The following is an 18,216-nucleotide window of genomic DNA, read 5'->3' as shown; positions in this document are numbered from 1 at the left end:
GCGTCATGGGGGCTGTCGGCCTCTACACCCATATCCAGGCCAACAATGTCCGGTCGGCCCTACTGCTGGCGGGCTTTCCGGTGCTGCTGCTGGTCATCGTCTATTTCCTGACCCTGGCGGGGATCGGGGCCGGCTATCTGCCGCCGCCCCAGGAGCCGGGCGGCGAGCTGGCCGAGGCGGCGGGTTTCATGCTGGCCGCCGCGCCGCTGGCGCTGATCGTCTCGGGCGTGTGGTTCGTCATCGCCTATTTCGCCAACCAGACCATCATCGACCTGGCGACCGGCGCCCATCAGGTGACACGGCAGGAGGAGCCCGAGCTCTACAACCTGCTGGAAAACCTCTGCATTTCGCGGGGTATCAAGACCCCGACCTTAAGGATCATCGAGAGCGAGGGCCTCAACGCCTTCGCCACCGGCCTCAACGAGAAACAGTACAGCATCACCGTCACCCGCGGCCTGATGCAGACCATGACCAAGGATGAGCTCGAGGCGGTGCTGGGCCATGAACTGACCCATGTTCTGAACCGCGATGTGCGGACCATGGTCATCGCCTCGGTGTTCGCCGGCATCATCACCCTGATCGCCCAGATCCTCTACCGCGCCATCATGTGGGGCGGGGTGGGTCGGGGCCGTGGCGACCGCAAGGGCGGCGGGCCGTGGATCTTCGTGGCGCTGATCGCCGCGGCCATCGGCTATGTGCTGGCCATCGTCATCCGCATGGCCCTGTCGCGCAGCCGCGAGTTCGTCGCCGACGCCGGCTCGGTCGAGCTGACCAAGAACCCCGACGCCATGATCAGCGCCCTGCAGAAGATCAGTGGCCACGCCCATCTCGACGCCCCTGAGAGCGTGCGGGCCATGTTCCTGGAGGACGACAGCGCCGGGGTGATGGGCCTGTTCGCGACGCATCCGCCGATAGCCAAGCGGATCGAGGCGCTGGTGAAGTTTGCGGGCGGACGGGTGTCGGAATTGCCGGAGCCGGCGGCTGCGGCAGTCGAAGGACCGTGGGGTGACCCGCCGGCGTCACCGCCGCCGGCCGCCGGGCCCTGGGGCTAAATTCCTCGCCCCTTGGGCGAGGGGGACCACGAAGTGGTGGAGTGGGCTCTGGGGAACACACGGCGTTTCAGGCACGCCCACTCCGGCAGTGCTCAATCCGGACGCACCGTGTGCTCCACGGCCCACTCCGTCGGCTTCGCCGCCACCTCGCCCAAGGGGCGAGGAATATTATTTTCGCCCGAGCTTTCCCACCGCCTTGTCACCGCTCGCCGCCAGCGCCCGCGCCGCTTCCTCCCGATCGCGGGTCGACATCAGGCTCCACCCCGACGGGCGCAGGATTTCCAGGGGCGAGAACCGCGCCTTGTAGGTCATCTTCTCGCTGCCGGGCACCCAGTAGCCCAGATAGACATAGGCCAGGGCGTTGATCCCCGCCTGAACGACATGGTCCAGGATGATGAAGCTGCCCAGGCTCCGGCGGGTCAGGGCGGGATCGTAGAAGCTGTAGACCAGTGACAGGCCATCGCTCATCACATCGACCAGCACGCAGGCGACCAGGTCGCCCGGGCCGCGGTCCTGGGACGGGGCGCGGTATTCGATGACGTGGGTGCGGACGGCGGTGTCCTCGACCATGGCCACATAGTCGGGCCAGGTCATCTCGGCCATGCCGCCGTCGGCGTGGCGGGTCAGCAGGTAGCGGCGCAGCAGGTCGAACTGCTCCAGCGTCGCCTCGGCCTCGACCAGGTGGCGGCGCAGGTCGCCGTTGCGGCTGAGGGTCTTCCGCTCCGACCGCGAGAAGACGTAGTCGGCCACCGGCAGCCGCGCCGAGATGCAGGAGGCGCAGGTCTCGCAGGCCGGGCGATAGGCGATGTTCTGCGAGCGGCGGAAGCCCGACTGGGTCAGCGAGTCGTTGATCTGGGCCCCGTCGGCCGGCGGCAGATGGGCGAACACCTTCCGCTCTTCCCGGCCCGGCAGATAGGGGCAGGGGGATGGCGCTGTCAGGAAGAAGCGCATCTGCCGCGTGGGGAAATGCTGCGTCACCTGATGGGGTCCCTAGTCTCTCCGCCTGTACTGGCAAGGATTAGCGCCGATAGCGGCGGTTGGCGCAAGGGGGATGGGACCCTGAGCCACAGGCTAGTTCCCCGGAGGCAACACTGGGGCTTCGCGCAGCAGGACGATGGCGATGCGGCGGTTGCCGGCCAGGGTCGGGTCATCCGGATAGAGCGGGTCGGAATTGGCCTTGCCGGAGACCTGGTAGACGCGGTCGGCGTCGACGCCGGCGGCCTGCAGGATCATCCGGGCCAGGTCGGCGCGCTCGGCGCTGAGTTTCCAGTCGCCATCGGACTTCTGGCCGACGGCGGTGGCGCTGGTGTGGCCCGAGATGCTGATGCGGTTGGGCAGGATGTTGATCACCCGGGCGACGGCGCGCAGCAGGATGCGGGCGCGGTCGTTGGGCGCGGCCGAGCCTTCCTTGAACATCGAGCGGCCGTCCTGGTCGACCAGCTGGATGCGCAGGCCCTCGGGAGTCTGGTCGATGATCAGCTGTTTCGAGAGCTCGGCCAGTTCCGGCATGTCCTGCAGCGCCTGGCGCAGCGACTGGGCGGCCGAGGCGAAGGCGGCGTCGTCGCGGGCCTGCAGCTGCTTGCGCAGGGCCTGGGTCTCGGCGCTGTCGAGATCGGTGGCGCCGGGCTTGGTGTCGCTCTGGCCGGAGTTGTTGACGTCCGGCGGGGCCTGCGGGGCCAGGGCCTGGACCACGTCGGCCGAGCCGGAGCCCTTGGCGCCGTCATCGCCCAGGGCCGTGCCGGAGAGGATGTCGCCCGCGCCGCTGGTGGTCTGGGAGACGCTGGCCGGGGCGAAATAGTCGGCGATGCCGCGCTTCTGCTCGGGGCTGGTGGTGTTGATCAGCCACATCAGCAGGAAGAAGGCCATCATGGCCGTCACGAAGTCGGCGTAGGCGACTTTCCAGGCCCCGCCATGGTGACCATGGCCGGCGACCTTCTTGATCCTCTTGATCATGATCGGCGAATCGCTGCCGAGCGCCATGACAAACCCCGCTTAACCCTATTGCGCCGCAGGGTGGCGGCAGGGCGTTAAGATGGGGTTAGGTAGGCGGCGGATTTGGAGAGACCGGCATGCGGGTGGCGTTCATTGGACTTGGCGTGATGGGGTTCCCGATGGCGGGCCACCTGGCCGCCGCGGGCCACGCGGTCTCGGTGTTCAACCGCACGCCGGAAAAGACCCATCGCTGGACGCAAACCCACAAGGGCCGGGGCGCGGCGACCGCCACGCAGGCGGCCGAGGGCTGTGAACTGGTCGCGCTCTGTGTCGGCAACGACAATGACGTGCGCGGCGTGGTGGGGGAAATTCGCGAGGTCCTGGCCCCGGGCGGCATCATCGTCGACCACACCACCACCTCGGCCATGGTGGCCCGCGAGATGGCCGAGCTTTGCGCCGCCAGCGGCCGCTGGTTCGTCGACGCCCCGGTGTCCGGCGGTCAGGCGGGGGCCGAGAAGGGCCAGCTCAGCGTCATGGCCGGCGGCGACCAGGCCGCCTTCGACCGCGCCGAGCCGGTGCTGCGTTCATACGCCAAGGCGGTGATGCGCATCGGCGGCCCCGGTAGCGGCCAGCTGGCCAAGATGGTCAACCAGATCTGCATCGCCGGCGTCGTCCAGGGGCTGGCGGAGGCAGTCCATTTCACCAAACAGGCGGGCATCGATCCGGCCCTGGTCTATGAAGCCATCAGCAAGGGCGCCGCCCAGAGCTGGCAGATGGACAATCGCTGGGCCACCATGGTCGAGGGGAAGTTCGACTTCGGCTTCGCCGTGGACTGGATGCGCAAGGACCTGGGCTTGGTGCTGGACGAGGCGGCGGCCAACGGCGCGAAGCTGGAAATGACCCGGCTGGTGGACGGCTACTATGCCGAGGTGCAGGAACTGGGCGGGCGGCGGTGGGACACCTCGTCCCTGGCGGCGCGGTTGAATGGAGTGAAGTGATGCGTTCTGTTCTGCTCGCCGTGCTGGCGTGGCTTGGTCTGGCTTCAGCCGCCATGGCCGCGCCGGCGGTCACCGAGGGCGACTACACGGTCGCCAACTTCGAGTTCAATTCGGGCCAGACCCTGCCGCAGCTCAAGCTGCACTACCGCACACTGGGGGCCCCCAAGCGCGACGCCAAGGGCCGGGTGACCAACGCCGTGATGATCCTGCACGGCACCGGCGGGTCGGGCGCCCAGTTCCTGCGGCCGCAGTTCGCCGACGTGCTGTTCAAGCCCGGCGGCCTGCTCGACCCGGCCAAATACTACGTCATCCTGCCCGACGGCATCGGCCACGGCGGCTCTTCCAAGCCGAGCGATGGGCTCCACGCCCGGTTCCCGATGTACGGCTACCAGGACATGGTCGAGGCCCAGCGCCTGCTGCTGGTCGATGGGCTCAAGGTCGATCACCTGCGGCTGATCCTGGGCACCTCTATGGGCTGCATGCACGCCTTCGTCTGGGGCGAGGAACATCCCGCCTTCGCCGACGCCCTGATGCCGTTGGCCTGCCTGCCGACCCAGATCGCCGGCCGCAACCGGCTGTGGCGGACGATGCTGATGGACGCCATTCGCCGGGATCCGGCCTGGATGGGCGGCGACTACAAGACCCAGCCCATGGAAGGCCTGCGCACCGCCGAGGACCTGCTCATGCTGGCCGGCGCCGCGCCGCTGCCCATGCAGAACCAGCTGCCGACCCTGATGCAGGTCGACAGCTGGTATCAGGAGAACTTCCCCAGGGCGGTAGCCGGGCTGGACGCCAACGACCTGCTCTACCAGGTCAACGCCAGCCGCGATTACGACCCCTCGGCCGACCTGGAAAAGATCACCGCCCCGGTGATGTGGGTGAACTCGGCCGACGACTTCATCAACCCGCCCGAGCTGGGCCTGGCCGAGGGCTTCGCCAAGCGGCTCAAGCGGGGGACCTTCGTGCTGATCCCCGCCGGCCCCGACACCCACGGCCACGGCACCCATACCTGGGCGGCGATCTGGCAGGACCGGCTGGCGGAACTGCTCGACAGGTCGGGGGGACGCTAGGGCCCGCACTCATCGGCTTTTGAGGCCCATACTCCCACCCAAATTCCGGCCATGACGACATAGGGAGGGGAGGCAAAAGGTGAATGTTGACCAGCCGCTAGGCCTCGAACACCGCCTTCATGGCCTGCAGACCCGCCGCCATCGATGGCGCGAAGGCTTCGGCCATGGCGGCGGGCAGGACGTCGGCGGTCCAGACCGCGCGGCAGCCGCCGGCCTCGGGAAACACCTGCAGCGCGCCGTTGTGGTGGCGGACATTGGGGCTTTCGATGGTCCAGACCAGGCGACGGCGTTCGTCGTCGATATCGACGATCACCTCCTTGAGGGTCATGCCGCTGGCGAAGGTCACCATGCGATAGGGCGTGCCGTCGGCCTCGGCCGCGGTCTCGGTGGCGGTGACGAAGCCGGGGACCAGGCGGGTGTGCAGGGCGCCCCAGTCGCGGGCGGCGTCCCAGACCTTGTCGGGCGAGGCGTTGATCAGGATCTCTTTGTGGACGGTGGGCATGACGTTCCTCTCTCTGGCTTGAGAGAATGATGACGCCATAGCGGCCGGCCTGCTGGCCGGTTCCGGACACGATCATCCGGGATCGGTCAGGCTCCCAGCATCCGCGCCGCCTTGGGGGCGAAATAGGTGATCACCCCCGCGCAGCCGGCCCGCTTGAAGGCCCCCAGGCTTTCCAGGATGGCGCGGTCGCCGTCGATCCAGCCGTTCTGGGCCGCGGCGACGATCATCGCGTATTCACCGCTGACCTGGAAGGCGAAGGTCGGCATGGCGAAGGCCTCGACGATGCGGCGGACGATGTCGAGGTAGGGCAGGCCCGGCTTGACCATGACCATGTCGGCGCCCTCGGCGATGTCCAGGGCCACCTCGCGCAGGGCCTCGTCGCTGTTGGCCGGGTCCTGCTGGTAGGTCTTCTTGTCACCCGGGTTGTCGATGTCGCCCGAGCCCAGCTTCCCCGAGCCGATGGCGTCGCGGTAGGGGCCGTAGAAGGCCGAGGCATACTTTGCCGCGTAGGACATGATCAGGGTGTCGCAGTGGCCCTCGGCCTCGAGGGCGGCGCGGATGACGCCGATGCGGCCGTCCATCATGTCGGAGGGGGCCAGGATATCGCAGCCGGCCCGGGCCTGGACCAGGGCCTGCTCGACCAGCCGCTCGATGGTGGCGTCGTTGACGATGCGGCCCTTCTCCAGGACGCCGTCATGGCCGTGGGTGGTGAAGGGATCGAGCGCCACGTCGCACATGATCCCGACCTCGGGGGCGGCGTCCTTCATGGCCCTGACCGCGCGGCTGATGACGCCATCGGGGTCGGCGGCCAGGGAGCCGGCGGCGTCCTTCCGGGCCATGTCGATGTGCGGGAAGATGGCGATGGCGGGGATGCCCAGCGCCCGCGCCTCGACCGCCGCCTTGGCCGCCTCGGCCACCGACAGCCGCTCGACGCCGGGCATGGAAGCCACGGGGACCCGGCCCTCGCCCTCATGCACCACCATCGACCAGATCAGGTCGGCCGGCGTCAGCACGCTCTCGCGCACCAGCCGGCGGGTCCAGTCGGCCTGGCGCAGGCGGCGCAGGCGGGTGGCGGGGTAGGGGGCGAGCGGGGCCTTGGTCATGGCGCCCATATATCCATGGAGACGGCATATTGCACGCCGCCGAACTTGCGTTGACAGCGAGCCGAAGCGGCGTCAGGTCATCCGTTCCCCGATCTAAGGCCCGATACGCATGGACTTCTCCCTGACCGACGATCAACGCGCCATCCAGGAGATGGCCCTGGCCTTCGCCCGGGAGGAGATGGCCCCGCACTCGGCCAAATGGGACGAGGAGAAGTTCTTCCCCGTCGACGTGCTGCGCCAGGCCGCGGGCCTGGGGTTTGCGGGCATCTATCTGCAGGAGGACGTCGGCGGCTCGGGCCTCACCCGCCTGGACGCCTCGCTGATCTTCGAGGCCCTCAGCTACGGCGACGTGCCGACGGCGGCCTACCTCACCATCCACAACATGGCCTCCTGGATGATCGACCGCTTCGCCGCCGACGAGCTGCGCCACCGCTACCTGCCCCGCCTGACCACCATGGAACTGATCGCCAGCTACTGCCTGACCGAGCCGGGCTCGGGCTCCGACGCGGCGGCCATGCGGACGACGGCCAGGCTCGACGGCGACCACTACGTCCTGAACGGCTCGAAGGCCTTCATCTCCGGCGCTGGCGTCTCGGACGTCTATGTGGTCATGGCCCGCTCGGGCGGAGACGGGGCCAAGGGCGTCTCGGCCTTCGTGGTCGAGAAGGGCTGGGAGGGCCTCAGCTTCGGGGCCAACGAGCGCAAGATGGGCTGGAATTCGCAGCCGACCGCCCAGGTCAATTTCGACAATGTCCGGGTCCCGGTCGCCAACCGCATCGGCCAGGAGGGCGAGGGCTTCCGCTTCGCCATGATGGGGCTGGACGGCGGGCGGCTGAACATCGCCTCCTGCTCGCTGGGCGGGGCGGCCTTCGCCCTCGACACCGCCAAGGCCTATATGGAGACCCGCAATCAGTTCGGCCGGCCGCTGAAGGACTTCCAGGCCCTGCAGTTCAAGATCGCCGACATGGCCACCGAACTGGAAGCCGCCCGGCTGATGGTCCGCAACGCCGCCGCCGCCCTCGACAACCGGGACCCGCAGGCCACCAAGCTCTGCGCCATGGCCAAGCGCTTCGCCACCGACGCCTGCTTCACCGTCGCCAACGACGCGCTGCAACTGCACGGCGGCTACGGCTTCCTGCAGGACTACCCCCTGGAGCGCATCGTCCGCGACCTGCGGGTCCACCAGATCCTCGAAGGGACCAACGAGATCATGCGGGTCATCATCGGACGGGAGATGTTCCGGCAGTAGGCCGGATGTGGTTCTGTAGGGCGCCTTTCGTCGCCAGGCTCTTCAGGAGAGACCCATGACCGACCAAGTCCTCGCCCGCGCCTTTTCCCGTCCCGAACCCAAGCCGCTTGGCCGGCCGCTGCCCTGGTCCTGGCTGGCGCTGGCCCTGACGATCATGCCCCTGGGCGGATTGCTGATTTTGCAGGTCTACTTCGTGCAGATATTCAGGCAGGGCCTGGATGCCGACATGCAGATGAGCATGGAAAATATGCCGCTCCATGAGCTGGTGGCCAGCATGGCTCTAGTCGGTGTGGTGGGGCTGGTTGTTGTACTGTTGGGCTGGGGCCTGACCCGGCTGGCGCGGGGCGGCGAGCGGATGTTCGTGACCCTGGTCGCCGGCGTTCCTGGCGCCCTGCTGGCCCTGTCGATGGGCTGGTACATCGGCAAGGCGATGTTGACGCCCCCTGACGGTCTCTATCCGTTCGAGGCGGAAAATCTGTTCTACCTGCCCAACTGGCTGCAGTTGGTCTTGTTCCCGGCCGCTTTCGGCATCGCCGCCTGGACCTATGTGCGGGTCGCGCGCGTGGCGGTCGCCATCAGGAAGTCTCGATGAGTTCAGAGCCCGAAGTTCTTGCCCGTATTGAATCCGGCGTCGGCCGCGTCACGCTCAACCGTCCGGCGGCGCTGCATGCCCTGACCACCAACATGTGCCGGCTGATCACCGCCGCCTTGCTGGACTGGCGAGGCGATGACGCGGTGCATTGCGTGTTGATCGACCACGCCGGCGAGCGCGGCTTCTGCGCCGGGGGCGATATCCGCATGCTGGCCGAGAGCGGGGCAGGGGACGGCAAGCTCGCCCGGGAATTTTTCTTCACCGAATACCGGCTGAACCAGCTGTTGTTCGCCTATCCCAAGCCGGTCTGCGCGGTGATGGACGGGGTGACCATGGGCGGTGGGGTCGGGCTCTCCATGCCGGCCAGCGTGCGGATCGCCACCGAGCGGACCACCTTCGCCATGCCCGAGACCGGCATCGGCCTGTTCCCGGACGTCGGCGGCGGCTGGTTCCTGCCGCGGCTGCCGGGCAAGACAGGCCTGTGGCTGGCCCTGACCGGGGCGCGGATCAAGGCGGCGGACTGCGCGCGGCTGGGCGTCGCCACCCATTTCATGCCTTTCGACCAGGTCGCCGACTTCAAGAAAGCCCTGGCCGAGCACCCCGGCAGCCTGGTCGGCGCCCTGGCTCATTTCGTCGACGACGCCGGGCCCGCGCCCATCGAGCCGCACCTGGCCGATATCGACCGGCTGTTCGGCGGCGCCTCGGTCGAGGCCATCTTCGCGGATCTGGAAGCCGACGGCGGCGACTGGGCGCTGGCCCAACTGGCCACCCTGAAGACCAAGTCGCCCCAGACGCTCAAGGTCGCCTTCCGGCAACTTAGCGAAGGCGGCGCCCTGGGCCTCTTCGCCGACAACATGGCGATGGAATACCGCATCGGCGCGCGGGTGGTGCAGCGTCACGACTTCCTGGAGGGGGTGCGGGCGGTGATTGTCGACAAGGACAACGCCCCGCGCTGGGACCCCGCCGACCTGGCTGGGGTCACGCCGGCCCTGCTCGACCAGATTTTCGCCCCGTTACCGGCGGATGAGGAATGGACGCCGCTGACTTGACCGCCAAAGAGCGGTAGGACGGCCCCAAATTGAGTATCGGGAGGAATTCGATGCGTTTTGGACTCGCCGCGACCCTGGCCGCCTGCGTGGCGCTGACCGCCTGCGCCACCGTGCCGCCGCCGCCTCCGCCGCCGCCCGAAGCCAGCATCGCCGTCCCGCCGTACGTCGCCGCGGCCCTGGCCGATCCGGGCCGGCCCAAGGCGGACCGCGACCGTGACGGCGCCCGCAAGCCCGGCGAGGTGATCGCCTGGGCGGGCGTCAAGCCTGGCATGAAGGTCGCCGACCTGATCCCCGGCGGCGGCTATTTCACCCGCATCTTCTCCAAGGTCGTGGGGCCCAAGGGCCATGTCTACGCCTATGTGCCGGACGAACTGACCAAGCTGGCCAAGCGGCCGCCGGCGGTCAAAGCCATCACCGACGATCCGAATTACAAGAATGTCTCGCTGGTGCTGAGGCTGCTCAGCCAGTTCGCCGCGCCCGAGAAGCTGGACGTGGTCTGGACCGCCCAGAACTACCACGACATGCATGACAGCTTCATGGGCCCGGCCGACCTCTCCGTGGTCAACCGCGCCATCTTCGCCTCGCTCAAGCCGGGCGGGGTCTATATCGTCATCGACCATGCCGCCCAGCCCGGTTCCGGCCTGCGCGACACCGAGACCCTGCACCGCATCGACGCCGAAACTGTGAAAAAGGAGGTGCTGGCCGCCGGTTTCATCTTCGAGGGTGAAACCAAAGTCCTGCGCAATCCGAAAGACGACAAGAGCCTCAAGGTCTTCGATCCGAAGGTCCGGGGCGAGACCGACCAGTTCGTCTACAAATTCCGCAAACCCAGGAGCGCGCGTTAAATGAAAAACCGTTTCGCCGTCGCGGCGCTCGCCGCGCTGAGCTTCGCCCTTGTCGCCGTCCCCTCGATGGTCGTCAGCAAACCCGACGCCTATGCCGCCGCCCTGGCCTCGCCGGATCGCACGGACGAGGACAAGGCCCGCGACGCCGCCCGCCACCCGGCCGAGCTGCTCGCCTTCGCCGGGGTCAAACCTGGCGACAAGGTCGGCGATTTCGTCATCGGCGGAGGCTATTTCACCCGCCTGTTCTCGGCCGTGGTGGGCCCCAAGGGCCACGTCTACGCCTACCAGCCCGCCGAGTTCATCAAATACAATCCCGACTACCAGAAGCCGCTCGACGCGGTCGCCAAGCTCTCCAACGTCACCCCGGAAAGCTTCAGCCTGGGCGCCATCGCCTTCCCCGAGAAGCTGGACGTGCTGTGGACCGCCCAGAACTATCATGACCTGCATCTGGGCCAGGCGACGCCCGCGCAACTGGCCGCCATCAACAAGGGGCTGTTCGATAGCCTCAAGCCCGGCGGCGTCTTCCTGGTCATCGACCACTATGCGCCGGACGGCACGGGCGACACCCTGTCCGCCAAGCTGCACCGCATCGACATCGAAACGGTGAAGACCGAGCTGAAGGCCGCCGGTTTCGTGCTGGAAGGTGAAAGCGATGTCCTGCGCAACAAGGAGGACCCGCGCACCGTCAGCGTCTTCGACGACTCGATCAAGGGCAAGACCGACCAGTTCGTCCTCAAGTTCCGCAAGCCGAAAGCGTAGGACGCATGTCGCGTATCGCCTTCATCGGCCTGGGGAATATGGGCGGCGGCATGGCCGCCAACCAGGTGAAGGCCGGCCAGACCGTGCTGGCCTTCGACCTCGCCGCCGCCGCCATCGACAAGGCGGTGGCGGCCGGTTGCCAGCCGGCGGCTTCGGCCGCCGAGGCGGTCGGGCAGGCCGAGGTGGTGATCACCATGCTGCCGGCCGGCCAGCATGTGCGGGCAGTCTACGAGACCGACATCCTGCCCAATGTTGCTCAAGGGGCCTTGCTGATCGACTGCTCGACCATCGATGTCGACAGCGCCCGGGCGGTCGCGGCGATGGCGGCGGCCAAGGGTTTCCGCTTCGCCGACGCCCCGGTCTCCGGCGGCATCATGGCGGCTGACGCCGGCACCCTGGCCTTCATGGTCGGTTGTGACGACGCCGACTTCCCGGCGGTTGAGGCGGTGCTTCAGCCGATGGCCCGGGCCGTGGTCCATGCCGGGGCCAGCGGGGCGGGGCAGGCGGCCAAGATCTGCAACAACATGCTGCTGGGCATCTCGATGCTCGGGACCTGCGAGGCCTTCGCCCTGGCCGAGAAGCTGGGCCTGGCGCCGGACCGATTCTTCGAGATCGCCTCGCAGTCCTCGGGCCAGTGCTGGTCGCTGACCACCTACTGCCCCTGGCCCGGCCCCGTGCCGACCGCGCCGTCGAATCGGGGCTATGAGGGCGGCTTCCTCACCGCCCTGATGCTCAAGGACCTGAAGCTGGCCCAGGAGGCGGCGGCCAAGGCCGGGGCGACGACGCCGCTGGGGGCCCAGGCCGAGGCGCTCTACGCGATGTTCGACGGCCTGGGATTCGGCGGCAAGGATTTCTCCGCCGTGCTGCAACTTATGCGGGGAAAGATTGACGAACTCGGCTAGAAGTCCGAACCTGTTCCACAAGCCAAGCTGTCGCAGGCGGTGTTTGACGCCAGGGATACGTAGATTCACGAACTCGCCGGGCGTATGAATTCTCGTTAAGTGGACAGCGGTCAGTTGCGCATGCGATGTCCGCCACCAGATTAACAGGAGCCGGCCACCGTCCCGTGGGGGGGCGCAGGACCGGGATAGAGCGTCGATGGATTACAAGGCCGCCTTCAAGAACGCCGTGGATCAGGTCCGCAAAGAGGGCCGCTACCGCGTGTTCGCCGATCTGAAACGCCATCGCGGCGCCTTCCCGCGCGCCACCTGGACCACCGATGACGGCGCCGAGCGCGACGTCGTGGTCTGGTGCTCGAACGACTATCTCGGCCAGGGTCAGAACCCCGTCGTCCTGGACGCCATGCACGCGGCCATCGACGCCAACGGCTCCGGCTCGGGCGGCACCCGCAACATCTCCGGCACCACCCACCACCACGTCGAACTCGAGCGCGAGCTGGCCGACCTGCACCGCAAGGAAGCGGCCCTGCTGTTCACCTCCGGCTATGTGGCCAACGAGGCGGCGCTTTCGACCCTGCAGAAGATCCTGCCCGGGCTGATCACCTATTCCGACAGCCTCAACCACGCCTCGATGATCTCGGGCATCCGCAACGGTGGCGGCGTGCGGCACATCTTCCGCCACAACGACCTGGAACACCTCGAGGAACTGCTGGCCGCCGCCCCGATCGACGCGCCCAAGCTGGTGGCCTTCGAGAGCGTCTATTCCATGGACGGCGATATCGCCGACCTGGCCGCCACCGCGGCGCTGGCCAGGAGATACAACGCCATCACCTACCTGGATGAAGTTCACGCCGTTGGCCTCTATGGCGAGCGCGGGGCCGGCGTCGCCGAGCGCGACGGGGTGATGGACCAGATCGACATCATCGAAGGCACCCTGGGCAAGGCCTTCGGGGTCATGGGCGGCTACATCGCCGGCGACGCCGACATGGTCGACGCCATCCGCTCATTTGCGTCCGGTTTCATCTTCACCACCTCGCTGCCGCCGGCCCTGACCGCCGGGGCGGTGGCCTCGGTGCGCTGGCTGAAGAACCACAACGAAGTGCGCGTCACCCACCAGGAGCGCGCCGCCACCCTCAAGGCGATGATGAAGGAGGCCGGCTTGCCGGTCATGCCTTCGGTCAGCCATATCGTGCCGGTGCTGGTCGGCGATCCGGTGCACTGCAAGATGGTCTCGGACATGCTGCTGAGCGATCACGGCATCTATGTGCAACCGATCAACTACCCGACCGTGCCGCGCGGCACCGAGCGCCTGCGCTTCACGCCCACGCCGTTCCATACGGACGACATGATGCGCGATCTCGTTTCAGCGCTTGAGAAACTCTGGGCCCACTGCAATATCGCCCGTATGGGCGGTGTCGCCGCCTAATTTAGTTGGAGCGAGACGTCCGCCGCCGAACCCCTTTTCCAAGCCCGATCTTCTTGGCGAATTCCGAGCGCCGCTCCGCATAGGCCGGGGCGACCATGGGATATTCCGGCGGCAGGCCCCAGCGGCGGCGATAGTCCTCTGGGCTCAGATTGTAGTGCGAGCGCAGATAGCGCTTCAGCATCTTCAGCTTCACCCCATCTTCCAGGCAGACGATGTGATCGTGCTGCACCGACCGGCCAATCGGCACGGCCGGCTTGGGCCGTTCGGCCGGCGCCGCCGCCGCGCCGCCCAGGCTGGTCAGGGCGCCATGGACCGAGCGGATCAGGTCGGGAATGGTCGCCGCCTGAATCTGGTTCTGGCCGAGATAGGCCGACACGATCTCGGCGCTGGCAGTCAGCAGTTGATCGGGGGAGGGGGCGTCGGTGTCCCGGACGTCAGTCATGGCGGTCCTTCATGAACGCTTACAGCGAGACCGGCGCCCGTCCGGACACCTGCCTGTCGAAGCCCAACGCATGCCCGCTGAGTCGGGTTCCGATTGATCGCGCCGCCACCGGCGCTAAAGAGGGCGCGACCAGCGCCCAGACGAGGAGTCGCCCATGAACGCCCCTACCTCTTTCCAGAGCGCCTTTTTCGGCCAGGACCTGGCGACGTCGGATCCCGACATCGCCAAGGCTATCGCCGGCGAGCTGCAGCGCCAGCAGGACCAGATCGAACTGATCGCGTCCGAGAACATCGTCTCCAAGGCCGTGCTCGAGGCCCAGGGCTCGGTGCTGACCAACAAGTATGCCGAGGGTTATCCCGGCAAGCGGTACTACGGCGGCTGCGAGGTCATCGATGTCATCGAGCAACTGGCCATCGACCGGGCCAAGGAACTGTTCGGCGCGGCCTACGCCAACGTCCAGCCGCACAGCGGGGCCCAGGCGAACCAGGGTGTGTTCATGGCCCTGCTCAAGCCGGGCGACACCTTCATGGGCATGGACTTGGCCGCCGGCGGCCACCTGACCCACGGCAGTCCCGCCAACCAGTCGGGCAAGTGGTTCCGCCCGGTCTCCTACACCGTCGGCAAGGACGACCAGCTCATCGACTACGACAATGTCGAAGAAGTCGCCCAGCGCGAGAAGCCCAAACTGATCATCGCTGGCGGCTCGGCTTACGGCCGCACCATCGACTTCGCCCGCTTCCGCAGGATCGCCGACAGCATCGGCGCCTGGCTGATGGTCGACATGGCCCACTATGCCGGCCTGGTGGCGGGCGGGGTCTATCCCAACCCGGTGCCGCACGCCCATGTGGTGACCACCACCACCCACAAGACCCTGCGCGGCCCGCGCGGCGGCATGATCCTCTCCAACGACCCGGACCTGGGCAAGAAGTTCAACTCGGCCATCTTCCCGGGGCTGCAGGGCGGGCCGCTGGAGCATGTCATCGCCGCCAAGGCCGTGGCCTTCAAGGAAGCCTTGCAGCCCGAGTTCAAGGACTATGCCCGCCGCGTCGTCGAGAACGCCAAGGCCATGGCCGCCGGCCTGCAGGAGGCGGGACTGGCCATCGTCTCGGGCGGCACCGACAGCCATGTCATGCTGGTCGATCTGCGCCCCAAGAACGTCACTGGCACGGCCGCCGAGGTCGCCCTGGAGCGGGCCCACATCACCACCAACAAGAACGGCATCCCCTTCGATCCGCTGCCTCCGACCAAGACCTCGGGCATCCGGGTCGGCAGCCCGGCCGGCACCACGCGCGGCTTCGGCCCGGCGGAATTCCGCCAGATTGGCCTCTGGATGGGCGAGGTGCTGGACGGTCTTTCGGCCAATCCGGACGGCGATCCGGCGGTCGAGGCGCGGGTGCGGGAAGCGGCGGTTGCGTTGACGCGGCGCTTCCCCATCTACAATAGGTAGTTAGGGCCCGGTCGGGAGGGGCCACATCATGCGTTGCCCGTTCTGCGGCCATGCCGAAAGCCAGGTCAAGGACAGCCGCCCGTCGGAAGACGGCGCGGCCATCCGCCGTCGCCGGCTCTGCCCCGAATGCGGTGGCCGATTCACGACGTTCGAGCGGGTGCAGCTGCGCGAGCTGACCATCCTCAAGCGCTCGGGCCGGCGTAATCCCTTCGACCGCGAAAAGCTGATGCGCTCGATCTCGGTGGCCATCCGCAAACGGCCGCTGGATCCCGAGCGGGTCGAGCGCATGGTCAACGGCATCGTCCGCCAGCTGGAAAGCATGGGCGAGACGGAACTGCCCAGCACCGTGGTCGGCGAGATGGTCATGAAGGCGCTCAAGTCGCTCGATGATGTCGCCTATGTCCGCTACGCCTCGGTCTATCGCGACTTCCGCCACACCGACGACTTCGCCCAGTTCCTCAGCGACGAGGGCCTTCGCGAAGAGGCGGAGGACTAGGTTTGAGCGTCACGCTCAAACTGGCCACCTCGCTCGACGGACGCATCGCCACCGCCTCCGGGGAAAGCCGTTGGATCACCGGTCCGGCGGCCCGCGAGGAGGTCCACCGCCTGCGCGCCATTCACATGGCGGTGCTGGTGGGGGTGGATACGGTGATCGCCGACGATCCGGAACTGACCGTGCGCCTGCCGGGCTATGTCGGCCCGCAGCCGCGCCGGGTGGTGCTGGACAGTCGGCTGCGCATTCCACCGGCCTGCAAGCTGGTCGAAACCGCCGACCGCATCCCGACCATTGTCGTCACCACAAAAGATTCAAACGACCGTTTGACTGACGCAGGGGTCACCGTGCTGCAAGTCGAGGCGAGCGATGGCCGGGTCGATCCGGCCGCCGCCCTGGCGGCGCTGGAAGCGGCCGGGGTCGGGGCGGTGATGATCGAGGGCGGCGGGCAGGTGGCGGCCAGCTTCCTGGGCGCCGACCTTGTCGATGCGGTCGAGTGGTTCCGCGCGCCCATCGTGCTGGGCGACGAGGGGCGTCCGGCGGTTGGGGCCTTTCCGTTGAAGGCCCTGGCCGCTGCGCCGCGGTTTCGGCGGTTGAGTATCCACGAGGTCGGCGACGATCTCTGGGAGCGTTACGGGAGAAGCTGATGTTCACCGGCATCGTCACCGACGTGGGCCGTGTCCGCTCGGTCCGCCAGACCAACCGCGACCGCCGCTACGAGGTCGAGACGGCCTATGACACCGCCACCATCGACCTTGGCGCGTCGATCAGCCATGCCGGCTGCTGCCTGACGGTGGTGGAAAAGGGACCGGGCTGGTTCGCGGTCGAGGTTTCCGAAGAGACGCTTTCCAAGACGACCCTGGGGGACTGGGGTGAAGGAACGCGGGTCAACCTGGAACGCGCCGCCAAACTCGGCGACGAGATGGGCGGCCATGTCGTCTCCGGTCACGTCGATGGCGTCGGCGAGGTGCTGAGCATCGAGCCGGAGGGTGGCTCGCACCGCTACCGCATCCGCGCGCCCCGGCCTTTGCACCGTTATATCGCCGCCAAGGGCTCCATCGCCGTCGAGGGCGTGTCGCTGACCGTCAACGAGGTCGAGGACGATGTCTTTGGCCTCAACATCATTCCCCACACCTGGGACGTGACCAGCCTGGGCGCCCTGAAGCCCGGCAGCCGCGTCAATCTCGAGATCGACATGCTGGCGCGCTACCTCGCCCGCTGGCAGGAGACTGCGTCATGAGCGAAGACACCCCCATCTCCCCGATCGAGGACATCATCGAGGACGCCCGCAACGGCCGGCCCTACATCCTGGTCGACGCCGAGGACCGCGAGAACGAGGGCGATGTCATCATCCCGGCCCAGTTCGCCACCCCCGACCAGATCAACTTCATGGCCCGTCATGCGCGCGGCCTGATCTGCCTCTCCATCACCGCCGACCGCGCCCGCCAGCTGCGCCTGCCGCCGATGGCTTCGGAGAACCGCGAGGGCATGGGCACAGCCTTCACCGTCTCCATCGAGGCCCGCGAGGGCGTCACCACCGGCATCTCCGCCCATGACCGCGCCCACACGGTCGCCGTGGCCATCGACCCCGGCAAGGGCCCCGACGACATCGTCTCGCCCGGCCACGTCTTCCCGCTGGTGGCCAAGGACGGCGGGACTCTGGTCCGCGCCGGCCATACCGAGGCGGCCGTCGACATCTCGCGCATGGCCGGGCTGATCCCGGCCGGGGTGATCTGCGAGATCATGAAGGACGACGGGACCATGGCCCGCCTGCCGGACCTGGTCGCCTTCGCCCAGCTGCATGGCCTGAAGATCGGCACCATCGCCGACCTGATCGCCTACCGCCGCCGCAACGAGCGGCAGGTCGAGCGGGTGCTGGAGACGCCGTTCGAGAGCGTCTATGGCGGCGAGTTCCGGATGATCATCTATCGCAACCTGATCGACCGCTGCGAGCACATCGCCCTGGTCAAGGGACGGATCGAGGCCAGCAAGCCCACGCTCGTGCGCATGCACCAGGTCGACTTCGCCGGCGACCTGCTGGGCTTCGTGGGCGCGCGGCGGGACTATGTGCCCAATGCCCTGAAGGCCATCGGCGCCCATGACGGCCCGGGGGTGGCGGTGTTCATCCGCGATCCCAACCCGACCTGGCTGTCGGAACGCTACGGCGGCGAGATGGCGGCCGGGGCGCAGTTCCGCCAGCACGCCATCCGCGACTATGGCGTCGGCGCCCAGATCCTGCTGGACCTGGGGGTCCGCGACATGACCCTCTTGACCTCCAGCGCCTTCAAGCCGGCGGCCCTGGAAGGTTATGGCTTGAAGATCGTCGGCCGAGCGCCCATTGCAGGCGCCGAATAGGTT

The 18,216-nt window shown here is 67.8% G+C and carries 20 protein-coding genes; 15 read left to right on the top strand and 5 right to left on the bottom strand.

Annotated elements, in window-relative coordinates:
- Positions 1 to 5: 5 nt before the first annotated feature.
- Positions 6 to 1,052, top strand: a complete 1,047-nt coding sequence (locus tag QO010_RS05055) for a M48 family metallopeptidase (protein ID WP_307346772.1) — start codon at positions 6 to 8, stop codon at positions 1,050 to 1,052.
- Positions 1,053 to 1,220: 168 nt separating this feature from the next.
- Here the strand turns inward: QO010_RS05055 and QO010_RS05050 are convergent, their stop codons facing one another.
- Both QO010_RS05050 and QO010_RS05045 read right to left on the bottom strand, forming a co-directional pair.
- Complete coding sequence (locus tag QO010_RS05050) at positions 1,221 to 2,030, bottom strand: arginyltransferase (protein ID WP_307346769.1); 810 nt, start codon at positions 2,028 to 2,030, stop codon at positions 1,221 to 1,223.
- 93 nt (positions 2,031 to 2,123) lie between these two features.
- Entirely contained in the window at positions 2,124 to 3,032 is a 909-nt protein-coding gene (locus QO010_RS05045) for a flagellar motor protein MotB (RefSeq protein ID WP_307346768.1), read from the bottom strand.
- A gap of 89 nt (positions 3,033 to 3,121) precedes the next feature.
- On the opposite strand from QO010_RS05045, the gene QO010_RS05040 reads away from it, so the two are divergent.
- The gene (locus tag QO010_RS05040; protein ID WP_307346766.1) at positions 3,122 to 3,982 is read left to right on the top strand and encodes an NAD(P)-dependent oxidoreductase; all 861 of its coding nucleotides are present in this window, start codon (positions 3,122 to 3,124) and stop codon (positions 3,980 to 3,982) included.
- Positions 3,982 to 5,052, top strand: a complete 1,071-nt coding sequence (locus tag QO010_RS05035; RefSeq protein WP_307346763.1) for an alpha/beta fold hydrolase — start codon at positions 3,982 to 3,984, stop codon at positions 5,050 to 5,052. The genes QO010_RS05040 and QO010_RS05035 overlap by 1 nt, the downstream gene beginning before the upstream one ends.
- 97 nt (positions 5,053 to 5,149) lie before the next feature.
- On the opposite strand, the gene QO010_RS05030 is transcribed toward QO010_RS05035, so the two are convergent.
- Positions 5,150 to 5,554 carry an SRPBCC family protein gene (locus QO010_RS05030; protein ID WP_307346760.1) on the bottom strand — a complete coding sequence of 135 codons (405 nt, stop codon included), beginning with the start codon at positions 5,552 to 5,554 and terminating at the stop codon, positions 5,150 to 5,152.
- An 86-nt stretch (positions 5,555 to 5,640) separates the two neighbouring features.
- Positions 5,641 to 6,657 carry a porphobilinogen synthase gene (hemB, locus tag QO010_RS05025; protein ID WP_307346757.1) on the bottom strand — a complete coding sequence of 339 codons (1,017 nt, stop codon included), beginning with the start codon at positions 6,655 to 6,657 and terminating at the stop codon, positions 5,641 to 5,643.
- Between the two features lie 103 nt (positions 6,658 to 6,760).
- Between hemB and QO010_RS05020 the strand changes: the two genes are divergently transcribed.
- The 7 genes from QO010_RS05020 (at position 6,761) to hemA (ending at position 13,476) form a co-directional block, all read left to right on the top strand.
- Positions 6,761 to 7,906, top strand: coding sequence for an isobutyryl-CoA dehydrogenase (locus tag QO010_RS05020; protein ID WP_307347080.1), 1,146 nt, complete (start codon positions 6,761 to 6,763; stop codon positions 7,904 to 7,906).
- Positions 7,907 to 7,961: 55 nt separating this feature from the next.
- Entirely contained in the window at positions 7,962 to 8,498 is a 537-nt protein-coding gene (locus tag QO010_RS05015) for a hypothetical protein (protein WP_307346754.1), read from the top strand.
- Positions 8,495 to 9,547: an enoyl-CoA hydratase/isomerase family protein gene (locus tag QO010_RS05010; protein ID WP_307346751.1), complete on the top strand. Its 1,053-nt coding sequence runs from the start codon at positions 8,495 to 8,497 to the stop codon at positions 9,545 to 9,547. Before QO010_RS05015 ends, QO010_RS05010 begins: the two co-directional genes overlap by 4 nt.
- Positions 9,548 to 9,597: 50 nt before the next feature.
- On the top strand, positions 9,598 to 10,392 hold the full coding sequence (locus QO010_RS05005; protein WP_307346748.1) for a class I SAM-dependent methyltransferase: 795 nt from the start codon (positions 9,598 to 9,600) through the stop codon (positions 10,390 to 10,392).
- Positions 10,393 to 11,151 (top strand): class I SAM-dependent methyltransferase, encoded by a 759-nt coding sequence (locus QO010_RS05000; protein WP_307346745.1) that lies wholly within the window; start codon positions 10,393 to 10,395, stop codon positions 11,149 to 11,151.
- Positions 11,152 to 11,156: 5 nt separating this feature from the next.
- A complete protein-coding gene (gene mmsB / locus QO010_RS04995) occupies positions 11,157 to 12,053 on the top strand; it encodes a 3-hydroxyisobutyrate dehydrogenase (protein WP_307346743.1) in 897 nt (298 codons plus the stop codon).
- Positions 12,054 to 12,249: 196 nt separating this feature from the next.
- Positions 12,250 to 13,476: a 5-aminolevulinate synthase gene (hemA, locus tag QO010_RS04990; protein ID WP_307346741.1), complete on the top strand. Its 1,227-nt coding sequence runs from the start codon at positions 12,250 to 12,252 to the stop codon at positions 13,474 to 13,476.
- A gap of 1 nt (position 13,477) precedes the next feature.
- Here hemA and QO010_RS04985 read toward each other — a convergent pair whose 3' ends face one another.
- Positions 13,478 to 13,918 carry a Ros/MucR family transcriptional regulator gene (locus QO010_RS04985; protein WP_307346739.1) on the bottom strand — a complete coding sequence of 147 codons (441 nt, stop codon included), beginning with the start codon at positions 13,916 to 13,918 and terminating at the stop codon, positions 13,478 to 13,480.
- Between the two features lie 154 nt (positions 13,919 to 14,072).
- Here QO010_RS04985 and glyA point away from each other — a divergent pair, with 154 nt between their 5' ends.
- Genes glyA through ribB form a run of 5 tightly spaced genes read left to right on the top strand, consistent with a single transcriptional unit; the run spans position 14,073 to position 18,213 of the window.
- Positions 14,073 to 15,365, top strand: a complete 1,293-nt coding sequence (glyA, locus tag QO010_RS04980) for a serine hydroxymethyltransferase (protein ID WP_307346737.1) — start codon at positions 14,073 to 14,075, stop codon at positions 15,363 to 15,365.
- Between the two features lie 28 nt (positions 15,366 to 15,393).
- Positions 15,394 to 15,861, top strand: a complete 468-nt coding sequence (nrdR, locus tag QO010_RS04975) for a transcriptional regulator NrdR (RefSeq protein ID WP_307346735.1) — start codon at positions 15,394 to 15,396, stop codon at positions 15,859 to 15,861.
- A 2-nt stretch (positions 15,862 to 15,863) separates the two neighbouring features.
- Positions 15,864 to 16,505, top strand: a complete 642-nt coding sequence (locus QO010_RS04970; RefSeq protein WP_307346733.1) for a RibD family protein — start codon at positions 15,864 to 15,866, stop codon at positions 16,503 to 16,505.
- Positions 16,505 to 17,098, top strand: a complete 594-nt coding sequence (locus QO010_RS04965) for a riboflavin synthase (protein WP_307346731.1) — start codon at positions 16,505 to 16,507, stop codon at positions 17,096 to 17,098. Before QO010_RS04970 ends, QO010_RS04965 begins: the two co-directional genes overlap by 1 nt.
- Positions 17,095 to 18,213: a 3,4-dihydroxy-2-butanone-4-phosphate synthase gene (ribB, locus tag QO010_RS04960; RefSeq protein ID WP_307346728.1), complete on the top strand. Its 1,119-nt coding sequence runs from the start codon at positions 17,095 to 17,097 to the stop codon at positions 18,211 to 18,213. The genes QO010_RS04965 and ribB overlap by 4 nt, the downstream gene beginning before the upstream one ends.
- The last annotated feature ends 3 nt before the right edge of the window (positions 18,214 to 18,216 follow it).

The sequence above is a fragment of the Caulobacter ginsengisoli genome (assembly GCF_030814835.1).
In the GTDB taxonomy this organism is placed as follows: Bacteria; Pseudomonadota; Alphaproteobacteria; order Caulobacterales; family Caulobacteraceae; genus Caulobacter; species Caulobacter ginsengisoli.
The sequence above is the reverse complement of the archived record's forward strand: the minus strand, read 5'-3'. Positions and strand labels throughout refer to the sequence as shown.

Bases quoted from the DNA above. Each gene is read 5' to 3' on its own strand.
- QO010_RS05055 (WP_307346772.1), top strand. From the start codon at position 6: ATGGGGGCTGTCGGCCTCTACACCCATATCCAGGCCAACAATGTCCGG.
- QO010_RS05045 (WP_307346768.1), bottom strand. From the start codon at position 3,032: ATGGCGCTCGGCAGCGATTCGCCGATCATGATCAAGAGGATCAAGAAG.
- QO010_RS05040 (WP_307346766.1), top strand. From the start codon at position 3,122: ATGCGGGTGGCGTTCATTGGACTTGGCGTGATGGGGTTCCCGATGGCG.
- QO010_RS05035 (WP_307346763.1), top strand. From the start codon at position 3,982: ATGCGTTCTGTTCTGCTCGCCGTGCTGGCGTGGCTTGGTCTGGCTTCA.
- QO010_RS05030 (WP_307346760.1), bottom strand. From the start codon at position 5,554: ATGCCCACCGTCCACAAAGAGATCCTGATCAACGCCTCGCCCGACAAG.
- hemB (WP_307346757.1), bottom strand. From the start codon at position 6,657: ATGACCAAGGCCCCGCTCGCCCCCTACCCCGCCACCCGCCTGCGCCGC.
- QO010_RS05015 (WP_307346754.1), top strand. From the start codon at position 7,962: ATGACCGACCAAGTCCTCGCCCGCGCCTTTTCCCGTCCCGAACCCAAG.
- QO010_RS05010 (WP_307346751.1), top strand. From the start codon at position 8,495: ATGAGTTCAGAGCCCGAAGTTCTTGCCCGTATTGAATCCGGCGTCGGC.
- QO010_RS05005 (WP_307346748.1), top strand. From the start codon at position 9,598: ATGCGTTTTGGACTCGCCGCGACCCTGGCCGCCTGCGTGGCGCTGACC.
- QO010_RS05000 (WP_307346745.1), top strand. From the start codon at position 10,393: ATGAAAAACCGTTTCGCCGTCGCGGCGCTCGCCGCGCTGAGCTTCGCC.
- mmsB (WP_307346743.1), top strand. From the start codon at position 11,157: ATGTCGCGTATCGCCTTCATCGGCCTGGGGAATATGGGCGGCGGCATG.
- hemA (WP_307346741.1), top strand. From the start codon at position 12,250: ATGGATTACAAGGCCGCCTTCAAGAACGCCGTGGATCAGGTCCGCAAA.
- QO010_RS04985 (WP_307346739.1), bottom strand. From the start codon at position 13,918: ATGACTGACGTCCGGGACACCGACGCCCCCTCCCCCGATCAACTGCTG.
- glyA (WP_307346737.1), top strand. From the start codon at position 14,073: ATGAACGCCCCTACCTCTTTCCAGAGCGCCTTTTTCGGCCAGGACCTG.
- nrdR (WP_307346735.1), top strand. From the start codon at position 15,394: ATGCGTTGCCCGTTCTGCGGCCATGCCGAAAGCCAGGTCAAGGACAGC.
- QO010_RS04965 (WP_307346731.1), top strand. From the start codon at position 16,505: ATGTTCACCGGCATCGTCACCGACGTGGGCCGTGTCCGCTCGGTCCGC.
- ribB (WP_307346728.1), top strand. From the start codon at position 17,095: ATGAGCGAAGACACCCCCATCTCCCCGATCGAGGACATCATCGAGGAC.